This window comes from Moorena producens PAL-8-15-08-1, assembly GCF_001767235.1.
In the GTDB taxonomy this organism is placed as follows: domain Bacteria; phylum Cyanobacteriota; class Cyanobacteriia; order Cyanobacteriales; family Coleofasciculaceae; genus Moorena; species Moorena producens_A.
Genome location: NZ_CP017599.1, coordinates 4107260 through 4126022, shown reverse-complemented (window position 1 = coordinate 4126022; position 18763 = coordinate 4107260). Strand labels below are relative to the sequence as shown.

Sequence of the window (18763 nt, the reverse complement as noted above, 5' to 3'; positions counted from 1 at the left end):
TTATAGGAGTGTAAATAAGGGGTGGCAAAATCCGCTAAGTATTTACTAATTGGGTCAACAGAAGCTTACAGCGGTAAGTCAGCAACGATCCTGGGAATTGCGGATCAACTGCAAGCAAAAGGGATAACGATTGCCTACTGTAAACCACTGGGTACCTTTTTGAGTAGCAATCAAGGGTCAACCATAGAGGAAGATGTCCAGTTTATCACTGACATACTTAAGTTGCCAGAGAACATGGTGCGATCGCCTTTGCTGTTTATGGATGCTGAAACCATTGAAAAACGTTTGGGAGGACAAGACTCAACCGATTACCGTCAGTCTCTTCAAGACTATCTCCAACCACTAAATAGTGATGTAGTTTTGATGGAAGCAGCAGCAACCTTGAGTGCAGGAACTCTGTTTAACTTATCATTACCAAAAGTTGCTCAGACAATTGATGCTGCTGTCTTATTGGTGGCTCGTTTTCACTCAGTTTTACTAGCAGATGCGTTGTTATTTGCTAAGCAACGTCTGGGAGAAAGCTTACTGGGAGTTTTAATTAATGATATTCCCCAAGACAAGCTATCAAGGGTAAAAACAACATTGAAACCGTTTCTGGAACGGCAAGAAATCCCAGTATTGGGAATGCTGCCTAGAAATAATCTGTTGCGCAGTGTTAGTGTTCGGGAACTAGTACATCAGTTGCAAGCTAAAGTGCTATGCTGCCCTGACCGTTTGGATTTGATGGTGGAAACCTTGACCATTGGGGCGATGAATGTCAATGCTGCTCTGAAGTATCTACGCAAGGGCGTTAATATGGCGGTGGTGACGGGAGGCGATCGCCCAGACCTTCAGATGGCTGCTCTAGAAACCTCAACCCACTGTTTAATCCTCACCGGTCAAGTTCAGCCTCAATCGGTTATTCTCAGACGTGCTGAAGAGTTTGAAATTCCAGTACTTTCCGTTGATTTAGACACCCTAACTACTGTTGAGATTATTGACAATTCTTTTGGTCAAGTACATCTCCATGAAGCAATTAAGGTGGAGTGTATGCAACAGATGATGAATGAATATTTCGACATTGAGCGGTTGCTCAAGCTACTTGGTTTGAACCCAGCTTTATAGATGCAAGATGCATTAGTTGAAGGTTCAAAGGTTAGAAGGTTCTTCGCCCCGTATTCGGTGTAGGGTAGGTTGGTAGGTTGGCAGGTTGGCAGGTTGGCAGGTTGGCAGGTTGGCAGGTTGGCAGGTTGAACGCGCACGGGTGGCCTATTGGCCAAGGTTGGCAGGTTGGCAGGTTGGCAGATTGGCAGCTTGTTGGGGTAGCGTGGCCTATTGGCCAACGTTTGAACCTTCAACTTTAAACTTACTAAATAAATTCTAACTCTGTTAAAGGTAACTCTATTAAGAGGATATCTCCCAAGTTTTTTGATACTGAATTTTGCCCCCCTAGCCCCCCAACTTTGGGGGGAACAAGAGTCAATTTGCTTCTAAAAGTCCCCCGAGCGAGGGATTGCTCGCTCGGGGGATTTAGGGGGCTTGGATGTAGCAAATGGGACTTCTCAGACAACCTCTCAACTAACTATGAAACTAATTCTGGTTTTTGTCACCATTAATTTTGAAGGTTGTCAGGTTATAATGTTTAAGGTTAAAAGGTTCAACCTTGGCCTATGGCCACGCTTGCGCGTTCAACTTCAGCTTCCTTGCCTTGTAACTCTTTTAAACTTTAAACTTGCTAACTTTTAATTCTGTTAATGATGAAACCAGTTATTGTTTTCGGCAGTATCAATATGGATTTGGTAGCCAAAACTCCCCGGTTACCAGTTCCAGGTGAAACACTACAAGGCCATGAATTTTTTACTGCCCCTGGTGGGAAAGGGGCAAATCAAGCTGTGGCGGTGGCACGGTTGGGTATCCCCACTAAAATGGTGGGGCGCGTTGGTAGTGATGATTTTGGAACTCAGCTAGGCCACAGTCTAGGGGTAACGGGTGTTGACACTGATAGTGTTTTGGTTGAGGAGGGGGTGAGTTCTGGGATTGCAGTGATTTCGGTGGATGAGGCTGGGGAGAATACCATTATTTTCCTGGCTGGTGCTAATGGGCATGTTAATGAAACTGATGTGGAACGCCTCAGTAGTTTGTTGCCAGGAGCCGCTGTTTTATTGATACAGTTGGAGATTCCCATGTCCGTCGTGCTCTTAGCAGCAGCCGCAGCTCAGAAAGTGGGTTGTCCAGTGATTCTTGACCCAGCACCAGCTCAGGAGTTGCCAGAGGAACTGTATGGCATGGTGGATATTATGACACCGAATCAGTTGGAAGCCTCTGTACTAGTGGATTTTCCTGTCGATACCATAGAGTCAGCTAAGAACGCATCAGAAGTACTGTTGCAACGAGGTGTGGATACGGTGATTGTGACTTTAGGGGAGCAGGGAGTTTTCTGTGCCACTGGTTCTGAATCGTTCTTCGTCCCTGCTTTTTCTGTTGAAGCTGTGGATACTGTGGCGGCTGGAGATGCGTTTAATGGTGCAATGGCTGTGGCAATAGCCAAAGGGTTACCGTTGCGGCAAGCGGTAGTATGGGGAGCTGCAGCTGGGGCGCTTGCTGTGACTAAGGCTGGGGCTCAGCCCTCTTTGCCTGATCAAGAGACATTCAATGCCTTTCTCACAGAATTAGGTATTAGCTATTAGCTTTAGCAAAGGGAACAGGGAACAGGGAACAGGGAACAGGGAACAGGGAACAGGGAGCAGGGAGCAGGGAGTAGGGAACAGGGAATAAACATTCTCTCAATTGATTTAGGATTGCTATTAGATATTAGATATTAATTTTTAGATATTAGTGATTGGTAATAGATCATTTACCCGGAGTGGACTAGTACTGTAAATCCTGATTGTGGATCTAATCATTAGTACTAATTAATCCGGTTTGAGTAAATTATTGAGGTTTGGTAGTACGTTTATATAAAAACTCAGCCCTTAAGCACTCACTACTATACAGTAACTAGACTGTAACATTCTCATAAATTAAGGAGATGGGACAACTAAAATCAATGCTGGTCAAGTGAATTTCTTCTCCTTCTGTGTAGGGATTGAGTTCCCATTTGCCTTGTGGATTGCGCCGGAAGCACTCGATAGTGATCTGTTGAGTATCAATCAAAAGGTATTCTTCTAAAGTTTTGATACGGCGATAGTTAGCAAATTTGCGACCTCGATCAAAGGCTTCAGTGGAGGGAGAGAGGACTTCTGCAATCAGACAGGGATGATAAATGACTTTGAGGGCATTGCTGTCTCGTTGGTCGCAGGTTACCATGACATCGGGGTAGTGAAAGGGGCCTTTTTCCGATACACCCACTTTGACACTAAAGATAAAAGGACGACACGAACCTCCCCCCAAATGGCTTTTTAAGGCAGTCGCAAGATTCAGAGCAATGGTTCCATGGGGAATAGTTCCCCCAGTCATAGCATAGACTTCGCCGTCGATGTATTCATAGTTGAGTTCTTGCTTTTCCTCCCAGTCTAGATAAGCTTCGGGAGTCATGTACTCTCTGTGATAAGAAGCAACCATAACCACCTCACCTATTAAGTGATGTCTTTTATGTCCTGTTTTGGAGCTAGTTGAGCTTATTTTCAACTATAGCGCGAAACTCCCCCTGACCGAAACCGCGACATATGATAAGACAAAATATTTTTGCTTTCATACGTGCTCGCTTTCGACAGGGCTTTCAGTGTTGTTTTTTGTGACATACTCCCACACTGAATCAAAGATTACAGTGTGGGCTTCTTACCAACTCCACCCAACGGTTCGGATACTCGGTAAGCTTTATTAACGACACGGGATGCCCCTCCGCGCCGGAACAATACAAAAATTCGATTTTTTCGCTAGTTAAATAGCTGACAAACCAGCATTTAAGGCCTTTGGCCACGCTACGCGAACGGCTTTGTTTATCAGTACATATATTATAGCAATTCCATACATACTCTGTGCAAAATTCATCCCACACCTATGCTGCGCATTAGGTGTGGGGCTTCTTTTGCCGGACAGCTAAAAACGGGTATTGTGACAGTAAACGTTGTCCCTTGGTTGAGAGTGCTTTCAACTTCGATTTGACCGTGGTGATTTTCAACTATTGTTTTAGCGATCGCTAAACCTAGCCCAGCTCCTTTTGCTGTATCATAAGGTCTAGCTGGATCAGCGCGATAAAAGCGATCAAAAATCTGAGGTAATGCTGATGCACAGATGCCTTGACCGGAATCAGTTACCTTAACTTGAAGGAGGTAGCGCGGTCTTGGCGGTCCCCCCCATGAGGGACTACCAGTGAGGAATTGCAGGTTTGTTGGCCTACGTTTGCTGGGAGGTTCTAACTGTTGTAATTCCACTTGAATAAATGCTTCCCCTGGAGTTTTGGTAGAGGCGGGTGTGTATTGCACAGCATTATTCACTAGATTGGTAAATAAACGTACCAATTGATTCCAATCCCCCTCAAGGGTAAAGGCATCTTCGTCGAATGTTGGATTTTGGAATTCGTTACTAGGGCAGGGTGGCAGAAATACCTCACCAGCCCCCATCTGTTCCTCTTTCTCCTCTGTCTGCTCTGTGCTCTCTCCATGATCGGGATTGGGGATTTCAATCAAGTACAGGGAAATACCTTTGTCTGTAGCAATCAGTTGTTGCTCCTCGATCACTTCCATTAGCAAAGCATCTAGGTGGACTAATTGCCACTGGGGTTTTACCATACCGCTATCAGCACGAGCCAAAAACAGCAGGTCATTCACCAGTTTTCCTAAGCGCTGGGTTAATCGCTCTATCACTTCGAGTTGGTGCCGTTGCAAGTCAGATGCCAAATCGGGATCCCCCAGAGCAACTTGCACGTTAGTCTGAATCGTAGCAATTGGGTTTCTCAGTTCGTGGGAAGCATCAGCAGTGAATTGTTTAAGCCGTTGGTAGGACTCTCTTACTGGCTTCATAGCCATACCAGATAGTAACCAACCAATAGCACCAGTAGAGATAATCATCACCACTGTACCTAGAGTCAGATCAAATATCAGTTGGTGGCTGGGTTTGGTGACTTCAAACCATGGGTGGCTCACCCGTAAATAACCCAAGATATAATCTTCGATTTCCACCGGTTGGGTTAACTGTCGCAGGAGATGCTCTGCTGATAAATGAACGGTTGCCCTAGTGGTGTTGGTCTTTAAGGGAATAGTTAAGGGCTCAGAGAAGGTTGACCAAAGCAAATCCCCCTTCGGACTAAACCACTCCAGGTCAATGTGGTCATCTTCTACCCCATCACTATTGTCTCGAAAACTGGCTTCAATGTTGAATTGGTAGAGACTCTCGCCATCATCCACAGGTTGAATCACCAGTGATCGCTCTACCACTTCTACGACATGTTTGAGGGTGTCATCAACCCGTTCAATCAGGGTGTGGCGGACATAAATATAGACACCAGTTGCAAATAGTAACAGTAAGACTGCTGTGACCGTAGTGTACCACAGAGCAAGGCGTCGGCGAGTAGTTTGAAACATGCTTATTTAACAGACATCTTGAGCACAACTGAGAAGCGAACCAGTTGCTGCCAGTGTAGAGCACAAAGCTAAAATTGATATCGTGTCCGGTTAAATCGTTCTTGTTTGTAGAGATGTTGTCTGCAACCTCTCTACAAGGAAGATTTGATTGATTGTTCCTTTTCCGACTTGTCTGCCAAAAGAATGACCCTTCAAAAAAGCGATCGCATACCAGCAAAACCATCTCTAAGCTCTCGGGAATACCTGTTTCAGTCCCTAGTGGACAATTCTCCCGAGTGTATAGGGGTATTTGACCGGGAATTTCGTTATGTCTATGCTAATCCGTCCCTGTCCAAGGCCATTGGGATCCCCCAGTCAGAATTGATCGGCAAAACCCATCGTGACCTGCAGATGCCAGAAGACTTTATCCATTTATGGGATAGAGCCATGGAAAAGGTGTTTGCCACAGGTCAAGAAAAGAGCATTGAATTCCAGTGGAACACAGAGAATGGGCGACAGTTTTATCAATCCTGTCTGGTACCAGAGTTGGCCAGTGATGGTTCAGTAGAATTTGTCTTGGGGTTTAGCTGCGGGATTAGCGATCGCATAACCAATACAGAATTTTCAAGGTGGATTGAGCAGTTACAGAACTCTAACCGAGAACTGGAACAGTTTGCTTATGTGGCTTCCCACGATTTACAAGAACCCCTGCGGAAGGTCAAGAGTTTCACAGAATTGCTGGTGGAAGAGTACCAGGGGAAATTGGATCACGAAGCAGACAAATACATGGCTTACATTGTTGATGGTGTTTTCCGCATGCAGAGTCTGATTAAAGATCTGCTCGCCTACTCCCGTTTGGGTCGGTCTGAACTGACCTTTGAACCCACAGATATCGCTGAAGTGCTTGAACAGGTTCTTGAAAACTTGAGTGTTACCATTAAAGAAAATCATGCTGTCATCACCCATGATCCACTGCCAACTATCTCAGCTAATCCCCAACACATGGTGGAATTGTTCCAGAATCTAATCAGTAATGGCATCAAATTCCGTTCCGAGGCAACTCCTGAGATTCACATTGAAGCTCAGTTGCAGGAATCCAAATGGTTAATAGGGGTTCGAGATAATGGTATTGGTATTCCAACCAAGTATGCTGAACGAATTTTTTCCATATTCCAACGACTACATGGTAGGAGCAAGTATCCCGGTACCGGGATTGGTTTAGCCATTTGTCAGAAAATCGTCCAGTGTCACGGTGGAAATATTTGGGTCGAATCCGAGTCTGGTGTTGGCTCAAGATTCTATTTCACCTTGCCAATTCATCAGAGTTGGTAGCCAAAGATGGCTGATGGCTTTGTGGATAAAAAATCAATAATAAATGATATGATAGCCAAGTTCAACTAACCCAATGTCTTGATGCAATAGCGAGTGGGGGAAACCCCCAAGACCGCGCTGCATCGCTTTCAATTAACTATGATATGTACAGTAAATTCCCTGAAATTCTGCTAATAGAAGACGATCCTGGAGATATAGAACTCACCAGGAAAGCACTCAACAAAGCGAAACTGGGGATTAACCTCCATGTGGTTATGGATGGTACTCAAGCCCTCGCTTATCTCTACAGAGAGGGGGAGTATGCTGATTCCCAGCAACCTGACTTAATTTTGCTAGATCTAAACCTGCCTGGGATGAATGGACAAGAGATTCTCGAGCATATCAAAGGTGATGATAACCTCAAGCAAATCCCCGTTGTGATGCTTACCACTTCAGATGCTCAGGAAGATATTGTAAAAAGCTATGACTTGGGAGCTAACTGTTATCTTAAAAAACCAATTAGCTTAAAAGAATTTGACAATATTATCGAAGCCCTAGAAAATTTCTGGTTTAGTGTTGTGAAGCTACCGCCGCCAGAAACTAGCTAGTGCCGCTGTGGGAAATTAAAAATTAATTAAAAATTAAAAATTAAAAATTAAAAATTAAAAATTATTAGATGTTTAGGTAGTCGTAAAAATGTAGTGGTTTTCCTAAGGTCTGATCAAGGTTTCGGCTGTTAATATCGCTACTTGTGTAAGCTGTTGTGCATTTAAACTGTATATTATTGAAATTAACTAAAAAAGATAGAATCCACTCCCCTTTTGCCTTTTGCCTTTTGCCTTTTGCCTTTTGCCATTGCTAAAACCCATTTTAAATGCGTTTTAGCTTATCACTACCCTTGTTACCTTTCCCCTCTCCCCACACTCTTCCCCCGATTCCCGATTCCCGATTCCCGATTCCCGATTCCCGATGCCCGTTGCGTAGCGCTATAGCTCAGAAACCATTAGCCTCAAGCCTACGCTGATCATGGGTAATGCCTTCAAGGATACACCTCATTTTTGAACTCTTACTAAGTAGGTGTGCATAAATAAACGCAACTAAGGCCGGGCGGGTTTTGACGGTTAAATCGCTTATGTAGCAAGACTTTCGGATAAACCCACCCCTACAATTTTTTTACGTTTAAGACCGACCTACTTACGATTACAGCTCCTCATATAGCATTTCTATTTGAGTTGTAAACAGAATCTCTTAGAGGATATCTCCCAAGTTTTTTGATACTGAATTTTGCCCCCCTAGCCCCCCAACTTTGGGGGGAACAAGAGTCAATTTGCTTCTAAAAGTCCCCCGAGCGAGGGATTGCTCGCTCGGGGGATTTAGGGGGCTTGGATGTAGCAAATAATACTTCTCAGACAACCTCTTAAGGAAAGGCAAGAGGCTTGCATACAAAAAGCAAAAGGGGAAAGAGATCCGGAGTTTTATTGGACAATAAAAAAAGACCATACAGGTTTACATCTCATTTATAAAAGTTATAGCGTTTCTAGGACTCATGAGGTACACAGAATTGTTTGACTATTGGCTCTTGCCTCTTCTGTGTTACCTGCTCCCTGCTCCCTGCTCCCTGCTCCCTGCTCCCTGCTCCCTGCTCCCTGCTCCCTACTCTCTGCTCCCTAAAACCCAGATATTTGTAGCTCACAAGTCGTAGAATTGCTATATATTGCTATATTTAAGATTAATTTTATGATTCGAGGCTAAATTACCCATCGAATACCCATCGAATACCATAAATGGGTATACTTTTTAGTATTTTCATCCCCTTAATCTCAAGGATTATACGGATTTTATGTCCATTTTTTAGTAAATTATCCGTATTAGTACGGAGATAAGTATTAGTGAAATCACGGTGGAAACAAGTATTTTTTTAAGTCAATATTAACATATTAGATTTTATTTAATATCTAACAGATGTTTGTTGATTAGTTAAAAGTTTTCCCATGTCATCAACATACCTACCAGTCACTTCACCGTCAGCTGATCAAAGGAATTTCCCTGTCCCTTCACCAGTCCCTGCTTCAGTCATTTATTTTCAGAATAAACTCCCCACAGAAAGACCAGACCATTCTGATTGTACCCGAATCCTCTTAATTGAGGACGATATCCAGGATGTTGAGCTCATTAAAGCATTACTCAAAAAGGCCAAACATTTTCCAGCAACACTCACCCATGTAGAGACCTTAGAGCAAGGTCTCGAATGCCTAAAGTATGGAAATATTGATATCGTACTCTGTGACCTGTTCTTACCCGATCAGCAAGGCTTAGAGACATTTTGTGAAATTTATGCCCAGTTTCCCGAAATGCCTATAATCATTCTGAGTGGACTGACTGATGAGAATTTAGCCATAGAAGCGCTACAAGAAGGAGCACAAGATTACTTAGTTAAAGGAGAATTTGATCGGAACCTATTGATACGAGCGATGCGCTATGGCATTGAGCGGCAACGACTGCTATTAGCACTGAAGCGAAAAACTGAAGCCCTACGAGCCAGTGAAGAACAATTTCGCACCATGATTACCAGAAATGCTGATGGTGTTGTCATTATTGATCACAATCGAGTGATTCAATTTGTTAATCCCGCAGCAGAATACCTGATGAACTGTAAAGCGGAAAAACTCCAAGGAGAACTATGGTGCAGTTCCTTAGTGGTTGGCCAATCTACAGAACTAGATATTCGCTCCTCCTATGGAAAAATTGTTATTGCCGAAATCCAGCTAGTAGAGATTCAATGGGAAGGAAAAAAAGCCTATATGGCATCACTGCGAGATATCACCACTCGCAAGGAAATAGAAATTGCTCAGAAGGAACTGAATGATGAGTTAGAACGTCGGGTTGAGGAGCGCACAGTTGAACTAAGAGTAGCTAATGCTCAGCTCCAAGTTTTGGAACTTAAACTACGTCAATCACTGGTTAAAGAGAAAGAATTGAGCAATTTTAAATCTCGGATTATCTCTAGCATTTCCCATGAGTACCGCACCCCATTAACTACAATTTCTTCATCAGCAGCAATCCTGGAACGGTACGGTCATAAAATTAATCCGACTCAGCAAGTGAAACATTGTAGACGTATTCAATCCATGGTTCAGCACCTGACTGGTTTAGTGGATGATGTGCTATTTATTAACAAGACAGAATTTGACCAACTGGATTTCCAACCAGCACCTATAGATTTAGTTATATTTTGTAATAAATTAGTTGATGAAATCCAATCTAAAACCACAGATAAACACCAGATATTGTTTAGCCATGAAGGTGACTATAAGGAATTCACATCAGATCCTAAGCTGTTACGGCAAATGCTAACTAATCTCCTCTCTAACGCTATTAAATATTCTCCTCAAGGAGGCAAAGTTGAACTTAACGCTAAATGTGACAATAATCAAGTAATACTGGAAGTTAAAGATGAAGGTATTGGCATTCCTAAGCACGATCAAGGTGAGTTATTTAATTCCTTTAGTCGCGGGAGTAATATCGGTTCTATAGCGGGCATTGGATTGGGGTTATCAATTGTAAAAAGTTATGTGGAACAGCATCAAGGAGAGATAGTTATGGCAAGTAAAATAGGTGTAGGTACTCGTGTCACCGTCTCTTTACCATTTCTTCGTTAGTGGTTAGTATGACTAAAAAAAACGGATTTATTTAACTGCAAATTTACATAAAATGCTAAGACTAATATAGTTTGTACAACCTATTTTTAAGCTATGATACAACCTTAAGTTAAATACGCTTTATTAACTACTTATTATTACTATTTGGTGTTACTTAATGGAAAATGGAAACTGGAAAATTCCCAATTCCCAATTCCCAATTAACAGCCATAGGGAAAAATTATCGCCTCATCACAAATCCTTAGACTTATGTTAGGTTTTGTCTTTCAACTGCTTCGTAACGGATTTGGCTTTATCCTGTAAGTGTGCGGTGGTAGCTTTGGCTGTGTCTTTCAACTGCTCAGTCACTGATTGAGCTTTATCTTTCAACTGTTCGGTGGTAGCATTGGCTTTATCCTTCAACTGTTCAGTGACTGATTGGGCTTTATCTTTCAAATGTTCTGGTATATGTTGAGCTTTTCGTTTGACAGCTTGAAATTCCTGCACAGTTTTTTGATAATCTTCCTTGATCAGGTCTGTAGCTTGACCAATTTTTTTATTAAGTCCTTCCCCATACGGTTTACTATTTTGAGCAACAGTCTCCAGTACAATAACCCGCTTGCTGCCAATACTCGAAATTGCTACGGGTGGGAGTAGATACATACCATCCATAACCCCATGCCAGCCACTGTCGGAGAAGAGATAGTTAACGACACTACCGCTTTTAGGTTTGAGTAAGTAGTCCACTAGCTTACCAATTTTGTTACCCGCATCTGTCCACACCTCATGTCCGATCAGTGAATCCCAAGACTCGGTTTTCTGTTGAGCTTTGTGATTTTTGCTAGTGTTGACGAGAATACTATCAGTGCCAATACTCTCTACTTGACTCCAAGCAAAGTACCGTTTTTTCGTCCCAAGTAATCCAGACTTACACCTTAAGGCCACGACTCGATGAGCTTGATAGTCCAACAAGAGTTGATCGACATGACCAATTTCTTCGGTGGTCTGACGCTCTAATACTAGACGATTGAGTAACTGGCTCTGCCTGATCGGTTTGGGTTGGATAAATAGTAAAGACATCTATTCATGTCTCCTTGAGTAAGAACTGGCAATGGCTTTCGGAAAAAGACACTGAAGGCTCTAAGCGGTAAGCTATCAGGTAAGCATTCGGCGTTTATTTTAAACTGACGGCTGACCCCTGACCGCTGAATGCTAAATGCTTGTGTACCCCTCTGTGACTTTTTCTATCTAGATTTTAGCTTACAATAATTGCATCAAATCTGATCTAGGGGATTACCAAGGAGTGAGTTGAGACTATGCGCTTATTGTTTTTGATTTCAGGCTTCGTGATCGGCTTAGCTATAGCAGCTATTTTATTCGCCCTCCAAAATAAAGCAATTGTGGCGGTAAACTTTGGGGTTTGGACTGTAGAAGAACCTTTATCTCTAGTGATTCTTTTAACTCTATCTATGGGCTGTTTAGCCGGTTTATTAATCTCCACACCTACTCTAATTAACCAAAGTCGTAAACTAGCTCGGCAACGGAAACGGATTAATGAATTAGAGCAGGATTATAATGAAACAATAGGAAATATTGAGAATCAACGCAAAAGGATAGAGTACTTAGAAGATAGTTTAAAAAGTAAGATAGGTGCCTCATCAGCAGAATCTGAGCCGCAATAGCTGGAAAAATTTTAAGCATTTAGGGGTCAGCGGTCAGCGGTCAGCGCTCAGCGCTCAGCGCTCAGCTAAAACAAACCCTGGTTAGGGTGCGCCTATGGGCAATGGGCAATGGGCAAACGGTAGAATTTAATAGTTCGAGATTAATGAGAATTGAAAGTCAACATAAAAGTAGCTCAGGATAAGTAAAAGAGATTAAACGAATACTTACCTCTTTTCTTAAAAAGCTGATAGCTGATAGCTGAACGCGCACGCGTGCGCGTAGCGCTAATCGCTGATAGCTGATAGCTGATAGCTGATAGCTGATAGCTGATAGCTGATAGCTGATAGCTGATAGCTGATAGCTGATAGCTGATAGCTTATCTATTTTAACTACTGATCAAGGATTCAAACTCAGCTTTTAATGATTCAAAATCTGCCACCCTTGACACCAGTAAATTATCCTTACCAGCATCATTTAATCGTTGTTTCCAATAACTGATGATTTCTGGGTGATTCATCCAGAATTCAATGACACTGTCTACAGCTTGATCTATACCCCAATCTGCCTGGGAGGTAAGGGTTTCAGCTGATTCAATTAAAGCATCCAGGGTACAGTGATAAGTACCTAAGTATTTCAGCCGGGGTGGGACTTTTCTCTGACTCAACGTCTGTTGATGATTGAAAAAGTCTAGGACAGGAGATACTCCTAAGATTTCAAAGGTGTATTTCATAGGTTAAATACCTTCCTTTTTACCAGTTAATAAGCATTCAGCTATCAGCTATCAGCCGTCAGCTAATCAACGGTAGGTAGTTGCGTAGGGTGCGTTAGGGGGGCTCGCCGTAATTTTCCGCCTCGTAGCCAGCCTTGGGAAAGTCCGCCCCGTAACGCACCACCGGGTCAAACACTGATAGCTGAACGCGCACGCGTGCGCGTAGCGCTAATCGCTGTTCGCTGACATCTGAATGCTGACAGCTGAATGCTTACTCCTATAGAGGTGCTATACACTCTATAATAAAGAAATTGTTAAATTCGTTTTGTAGTAATTGTAACACAATAACACAATCTTATCGGCTCAAACCTAACAGCTATAGCGCTGTTTGAATTTATCCCAGGTCGGTAATGATAACAAATCTTGCTGCAACATGGAAGTAGTTCCCAGGGGCAGGTCTTCCTGAGGTTTGTGTTCCAAGGATCTTAAATACTCTTCATCGGCTTGGTAGTTTCTGACCAGATAATCAATGATGTCATCATCAAGGGTAATATTAAAATAGGCTATCAGTCGTTTGACCAACCGATGAGCAGTCTGTGTGCGTGCTTGTTGGACTTCTTCTACAAGCAAGGCTGCTGAGCCAGCTTTTGTTGTGGCTGCCAGACCTACTTCGATTGCCCCTAGATTCGCTTCAAAGGAGTTTTCAATGGCAATTTGTTCTTCTGGCTCTGATATATTTAAGTAATGGTCTAGTAAATTGACTAGTTCAATGGAGAGTTTTTTGTAATCAGATAAGTCAAGCTGTTGATGATTAAGTAACGCTTTTAAGGGACTGCTGTGTTTAGACTCCAGGAAATCCTGTAACAGGGTAGTGATATCTTTAGCCAGAGAAACTTTATCCTTATCGCTCAGAAAAATAGTTTTCTCTTTTAGAATCAGAGCGAGATTTTTAAGTCTTTTGTCCTGAGGTGATACCAGTTTGAGTTCCTGACCATAGCTAGACCATAATTTATGGTACTCCTGTTCTACCTGTAGCAGCTTTTTATGAAGGCTATTTAATCGTTTATTGAGGCTGATGATCTCGTCATAACGCTTTTTTATTTTTTTAGGACTAGCATAGGGGGTGCTGGTAACATAGCTTTTTAATGTATTAATAAGCAGTTGCTCTAATTGTGATATCGTAATCCCTAATACAGAATGTATTGCTTGATTATCCGATATATTTAAGTTTGTGATTAGGGCATAGATGCGGCTGTTACGCATGCGCCTTGTTAATTCAAAGTCTGACAAGAGCGAATCAAACGCTTCTTTAGCTTTTTTCAAATCGTTACGTCCCTTAAAAACCGGGTCGAGTACAAGAATAACGCGCCCTGATAACAGCTCAATGGTTAAGGTTAAAATGCCAAGACTATCATGAAATGTCATGACGTCGAGGGATTCTTGATTGGCGGCAGTAAGGGTTCTTTCTAAGAAACCAATAGGACGCTTTAATCCTTCTCGTAGGGAAGGGGCTTTTCCTTGCAAGCGCTGGTTTACTAATTCTGCGATACCGGGAAAATTATTGTGTAAATGGGCAAGTTTTTGGTCGAGGCGATCGCTTATAGCTTGGTACTCTTTTTCGATCAGACAATAAATCCCTTGTTTACGATAGGATTCAATCCGCTTCATGGTTCGTGCTATGACATCATCTTGGGTGATATCAAAGGTGGCTTCTTCTAGTAAATCTTCGCTGGCTGATCCATTACGGAGAATCCACCAAGCCCCAACTAGGGCTTGTTCTTCTGGGGGATAGCTTTTGATATAGGTGTTACGAGCAGCAAAATACAATTCAAATAACTGATCAATTACGGTTAACAACTGCCATTCCGCTTCTTGTACCCGTGGTGCGTAAAAAGCTTGCTTGCCAATGCGCACCACAATGGCAATCAGACCAGCAATCATAGTGTAGGCAGTAAAGTAGATAACATTTTCTACGCTAGGAGGATTTCCATATCCGAGATAATGACCACCGTATAGTCCCAAAAATGTAACTGGACCTGCTGTCCAAGCAATCTTCAAAAATGCGAATAACCATGATTCTTGTTTAATGGCAGAGGCAATCTGGTGAATCACAGATTCCCCGACAGCACTCAGAGCAAGGTTGTTGACTTTATTGTTTTTGACTTTATTGTTGCTGTAAAACACTTTATAATATTAAGTAACTTTGATCAGTTTTATGGGTAAAAAACCTCCAACGCTATATATAGCATTTATCAATTAGGTATAGTATATAATATATAGGTATTATATATTTCTATTTGCTAACAATTCCCTAATTTTAAGACTATCTATCACAAAAGGAATAAAATAGTCAATTCCTATATCTGAGGGGATGGGGGGATAATATCAAGTCTGGTTGATTACCCATAATAAAGAAGATTGATGGGAAGATTGCCATCTCCCCACCTCCCCACCTCCCCATCTCCCCATCTCCCCATCTCCCTATCTCCCGATCACCGGATTACTGGGCATCCTGCCATTCTGGGGTCAGGGTGCGGTAATCATAGTTTGCGACACCGGGATGACAAGTCACACAGGTTTTAACCCCAAAGGGTCGAGGGATTTTGACTCGGGGATGCAGGGCTGTGAAATAACGGGATTGGGTCATACGATAAGGGACTTCTTCGTCTTTGTTATGGGGACGGGAGAAATCTCGCAAGTATTGCCAGGTGAGCAATAAACTTGGACCAAGTAGTCTTGGTAGTTGGGTACCATAATGTTCGTTTGGCTCTAACAATAACCGACGCCAGGTTTCGGTAGGCAATACTTCTGGTGGCAAAGCAATGTGACAAGCGGAACAGTTTTCTAGGTAAAGGTCTTTGCCTAATTTGTAGCGTTTGGACACTGGGTCCATGGATGCGGTTAATTCGGTGGGGTTGGAGCTAACTGTTTCTGGCTCAATCGTATATCCTACGGCTCGCTCCAGTCCCCATCCGATGCTAATACTCCAAAAAATTAGCAATAACAATAGAACCCAAGGTGAACGTCTACGGTTTCGCCTTGGGTTTCTTGACTTCAAAAATTTGGACATACCTCACACACAACACTCTTTAAGGAATTGGTACAGAGCGCAACAATTGCTCAACAATGGGCTGAGCACGACGCCCCCCCGACGTAATGAGACGATGGGACAGTACATAAGGTGCCAGGAACTTGATATCATCTGGGATGGCATAATCTCGACCTTCGATAAAGGCTAGTGCCTGGGTTGCCCGTTGTAAAGCAATGGTACCGCGAGGACTGACTCCTAAGGTGACATCTTCGGCGGAACGGGATGCTCTGACTAAATTGAGCATATACTCTTGTAGTGACTGTTCTACTTTGACCTGGTGACAAAGATTCCGTAATTCTAATACTTCATCGGTGGTGATACAGGGGGTGAGCTCGGAAACCATCATTCCTTCTAGATGGCGTTGCAACATCTGGAGTTCTTCTTGTTCTGTGGGATAACCTAGGGATAAGGATAATAGGAATCGATCCATTTGGGCTTCTGGCAAGGGGAAGGTACCTTGATATTCCACTGGATTTTGGGTGGCAATCACGAAAAAGGGCTGAGGTACGGGACGCGATCGCCCATCTACAGTGACCTGCTGCTCTTCCATTACTTCCAATAAGGCTGACTGGGTCCGGGGTGTGGCTCGATTAATTTCATCGGTTAGCAAGATATGGGTAAATACTGGACCTGGGAGAAATTCAAACTCACCACTGCGCTGATTCCAGATATTGGTACCTGTGATATCGGTCGGTAATAGGTCAGGGGTACATTGAATACGTTGAAATTTCCCATCTATGGAACGGGCTAGGGATTTCGCTAGGAGTGTTTTGCCCACACCAGGGACATCTTCGAGTAGGGCATGACCCCCAGCCAATAGGGCCACAATCACTAGACGAATGGCATCTGCTTTACCAACAATCACACGACCGAGATTTTCCTGGAGCTGTTGAATTCGTTGTCTCATAGAGCAGTGTTCAATTGGGTGAGGGACAAATTATTGGGTTTTAGGGAACAGGGAACAGGGAACAGGGAACAGGGAACAGGGAGCAGGGAGCAGGGAGCAGGGAGCGGGGCAAACATCGGTTTGTGTACTTCATTAATATGAAAACCGCTATCAGTTTTAGAACATGCCCTATCTCCTATAAGCTAGCAAGGCTTTTGGGAAAATGGGAATTCACAAGAGTGTGGGGAGATGGGGAGATAGGGAGATGGGGAGATGGGGAGATGGGGAGATGGGGAGATGGGGTTTATCATACTTATGAGGTTGATGCAAGTTTCTTACCCCGAATCGGGAGTCGAGTCGAGTAGGGTGCGTTAGGGGCGGGCTTGCCAGCATGTTCAACCTCGTAACCAGTGTTGGGATAGTCCGCACCGTAACGCACCACCAGTCAAACTGATTTGGTCTTGGGATTTTGCTGCGGGATTAGCGATCGCATCACTAATACAGAAGCGATCCCTTCACCACGAAAGAAGCGATCCCATCACCACGAAAGAAGCGATCCCTTCACCACGAAAGAAGCGATCCCATCACTAATACAGAAGCGATCCCATCACTAATACAGAAGCGATCGCATCACCAATACAGAATTTTCCAGGTAGGTTGAGCAACTAGAGAATTCTAATCAAGAATCGCTTAGCCTCCCCTAAACCCCTGATGAGTGATCCCCCCTAACCCCCCTTAATAAGGGGGGAACAATAAGAAGCCAGTTACTGATCTGACTCCCGATTCCCGACTCCCGACTCCCGACTCCCGACTCCCGATTCCCGATTCCCGATTCCCGATTCCCTTAACCAAAAAAATCCCTAGCAGCTTCACAGTCTCTCTGAATTTGGGCTTTGAGCTGGTCTAGGGAGGAGAATTTTTGTTCGGGGCGGATAAATTTCTGGAGGCTTACGGTTAGGGTTTGGCCATATAAGTCTCCGGACCAATCGAATAGATGAACTTCGACGGTTAAACTGGTGCCTTTGACGGTGGGGCGCATACCAATATTCATGACACCAGGATGGGAAGATAAATTGGTGTCTAGGTTAGAGGGTTCAGAGGTATGGGAGACTTCGACGCAGTAAACCCCTAGCTTGGGTAAAAATTTGTCTGGGGGTAAGTGGAGGTTAGCGGTGGGAAATCCTATGGTTCTACCGAGTTGTTGACCTTTCTCTACTATTCCGATCAGGGTGTATGGCCGTCCTAGGAATCGGTTGGCTTTGTCGATATCCCCTTGGGCTAAGGATTGGCGAATGATGGAACTACTGATCCGTTGCTCCTGACGTTTGTACAGGGATACGATATGGACGGTAATACCGTAGGCGGAAGCGATCGCATCCAAATCCGTTGCGGTGCCAGCTCGCTTATGGCCAAAGCAAAAATCCTCTCCCACACTGACTTGCTTTGCCTGGAGTTGCTCCACTAAAATCTTTTCCACGAATTCCTGGGGACTGAGGGAAGCTAGCTCCCGGTTGAAGGGTAATAGGGCTAACTGTTGCACACCCAACACACTTAACTGTTGGGCTTTTTCTGTTGGTGGTGTCAGCAGCTTCCAGGCTTGACCGGAAAAGAATTCTCGGGGGTGGGGATTGAAGGTGGCTACGGTGGGATAGATTAGGTCTAGATTTGAGCCACTGGTTTCAGGGTTACTAAATTGCTCAAGATTGGATGATGCCAGGGCTTGAGCTTGAGCCGTAACTGGCTTTGGCAAAATGGGAGCAATAACTTGCTGATGCCCCAAATGGACGCCGTCAAAGTTTCCGAGGGCAACAGCGGTTGGTGTTAACGCGGTAGTTAGAGATGATGTAATCCACACGCTTAATATTTTGACATATTTCGCCCGTGGTAGGCAATGGATGAGCGCTAGGCAAAAGGCAAAAGGCAAAAGGCAATAGTTTACTATAAGAGCTTTTGCTGCTTGTATCAATTTCAAACACCTTAATGGGT

Annotated in this window: 17 protein-coding genes; 9 read left to right on the top strand and 8 right to left on the bottom strand. The window is 43.6% G+C overall.

Translation table 11 applies throughout. The features are described 5' to 3' along the window. The first annotated feature begins 21 nt into the window (after positions 1-21). Together BJP34_RS15270 and rbsK are read left to right on the top strand one after the other, a co-directional pair. The gene (locus BJP34_RS15270; protein ID WP_070393076.1) at positions 22-1104 is read left to right on the top strand and encodes a phosphotransacetylase family protein; all 1083 of its coding nucleotides are present in this window, start codon (positions 22-24) and stop codon (positions 1102-1104) included. Between the two features lie 632 nt (positions 1105-1736). Further along, positions 1737-2666: a ribokinase gene (rbsK, locus tag BJP34_RS15265; RefSeq protein ID WP_070393075.1), complete on the top strand. Its 930-nt coding sequence runs from the start codon at positions 1737-1739 to the stop codon at positions 2664-2666. Between the two features lie 310 nt (positions 2667-2976). Here the strand turns inward: rbsK and BJP34_RS15260 are convergent, their stop codons facing one another. Both BJP34_RS15260 and BJP34_RS15255 read right to left on the bottom strand, forming a co-directional pair. Next, positions 2977-3540 carry a Uma2 family endonuclease gene (locus tag BJP34_RS15260; protein ID WP_070393074.1) on the bottom strand — a complete coding sequence of 188 codons (564 nt, stop codon included), beginning with the start codon at positions 3538-3540 and terminating at the stop codon, positions 2977-2979. Positions 3541-3965: 425 nt separating this feature from the next. Further along, positions 3966-5501, bottom strand: a complete 1536-nt coding sequence (locus BJP34_RS15255; protein ID WP_070393073.1) for a sensor histidine kinase — start codon at positions 5499-5501, stop codon at positions 3966-3968. Positions 5502-5684: 183 nt separating this feature from the next. Here BJP34_RS15255 and BJP34_RS15250 point away from each other — a divergent pair, with 183 nt between their 5' ends. The 5 genes from BJP34_RS15250 (at position 5685) to BJP34_RS15240 (ending at position 10450) form a co-directional block, all read left to right on the top strand. Beyond that, the gene (locus BJP34_RS15250; RefSeq protein ID WP_070393072.1) at positions 5685-6812 is read left to right on the top strand and encodes an ATP-binding protein; all 1128 of its coding nucleotides are present in this window, start codon (positions 5685-5687) and stop codon (positions 6810-6812) included. A gap of 143 nt (positions 6813-6955) precedes the next feature. Then, positions 6956-7399, top strand: coding sequence for a response regulator (locus BJP34_RS15245; RefSeq protein WP_070393071.1), 444 nt, complete (start codon positions 6956-6958; stop codon positions 7397-7399). A gap of 213 nt (positions 7400-7612) precedes the next feature. Next, on the top strand, positions 7613-7783 hold the full coding sequence (locus BJP34_RS43410) for a hypothetical protein (protein ID WP_158517237.1): 171 nt from the start codon (positions 7613-7615) through the stop codon (positions 7781-7783). 554 nt (positions 7784-8337) lie between these two features. Beyond that, positions 8338-8493 carry a hypothetical protein gene (locus tag BJP34_RS43405; RefSeq protein WP_158517236.1) on the top strand — a complete coding sequence of 52 codons (156 nt, stop codon included), beginning with the start codon at positions 8338-8340 and terminating at the stop codon, positions 8491-8493. Between the two features lie 289 nt (positions 8494-8782). Then, positions 8783-10450, top strand: coding sequence for an ATP-binding protein (locus BJP34_RS15240; RefSeq protein WP_070393070.1), 1668 nt, complete (start codon positions 8783-8785; stop codon positions 10448-10450). 252 nt (positions 10451-10702) lie between these two features. On the opposite strand, the gene BJP34_RS15235 is transcribed toward BJP34_RS15240, so the two are convergent. After that, the gene (locus BJP34_RS15235; protein WP_070393069.1) at positions 10703-11509 is read right to left on the bottom strand and encodes a PRC-barrel domain-containing protein; all 807 of its coding nucleotides are present in this window, start codon (positions 11507-11509) and stop codon (positions 10703-10705) included. Positions 11510-11745: 236 nt separating this feature from the next. Here BJP34_RS15235 and BJP34_RS15230 point away from each other — a divergent pair, with 236 nt between their 5' ends. Further along, the gene (locus BJP34_RS15230; protein ID WP_070393068.1) at positions 11746-12111 is read left to right on the top strand and encodes a LapA family protein; all 366 of its coding nucleotides are present in this window, start codon (positions 11746-11748) and stop codon (positions 12109-12111) included. Positions 12112-12476: 365 nt separating this feature from the next. Here the strand turns inward: BJP34_RS15230 and BJP34_RS15225 are convergent, their stop codons facing one another. The 4 genes from BJP34_RS15225 to BJP34_RS15210 all read right to left on the bottom strand — a co-directional run bounded on the left by BJP34_RS15225 (position 12477) and on the right by BJP34_RS15210 (position 16798). Next, positions 12477-12821, bottom strand: a complete 345-nt coding sequence (locus BJP34_RS15225) for a hypothetical protein (RefSeq protein ID WP_070393067.1) — start codon at positions 12819-12821, stop codon at positions 12477-12479. Between the two features lie 348 nt (positions 12822-13169). Continuing rightward, complete coding sequence (locus BJP34_RS15220; RefSeq protein WP_070393066.1) at positions 13170-14984, bottom strand: hypothetical protein; 1815 nt, start codon at positions 14982-14984, stop codon at positions 13170-13172. A gap of 316 nt (positions 14985-15300) precedes the next feature. Next, entirely contained in the window at positions 15301-15870 is a 570-nt protein-coding gene (locus BJP34_RS15215; protein WP_070393065.1) for a cytochrome C, read from the bottom strand. A 19-nt stretch (positions 15871-15889) separates the two neighbouring features. Further along, on the bottom strand, positions 15890-16798 hold the full coding sequence (locus BJP34_RS15210) for an AAA family ATPase (RefSeq protein WP_070393064.1): 909 nt from the start codon (positions 16796-16798) through the stop codon (positions 15890-15892). A 194-nt stretch (positions 16799-16992) separates the two neighbouring features. Between BJP34_RS15210 and BJP34_RS43400 the strand changes: the two genes are divergently transcribed. Continuing rightward, a complete protein-coding gene (locus BJP34_RS43400; protein ID WP_158517235.1) occupies positions 16993-17142 on the top strand; it encodes a hypothetical protein in 150 nt (49 codons plus the stop codon). 479 nt (positions 17143-17621) lie between these two features. Here BJP34_RS43400 and BJP34_RS15200 read toward each other — a convergent pair whose 3' ends face one another. Next, positions 17622-18632 carry a bifunctional riboflavin kinase/FAD synthetase gene (locus tag BJP34_RS15200; protein ID WP_070393062.1) on the bottom strand — a complete coding sequence of 337 codons (1011 nt, stop codon included), beginning with the start codon at positions 18630-18632 and terminating at the stop codon, positions 17622-17624. Positions 18633-18763: the final 131 nt, after the last annotated feature.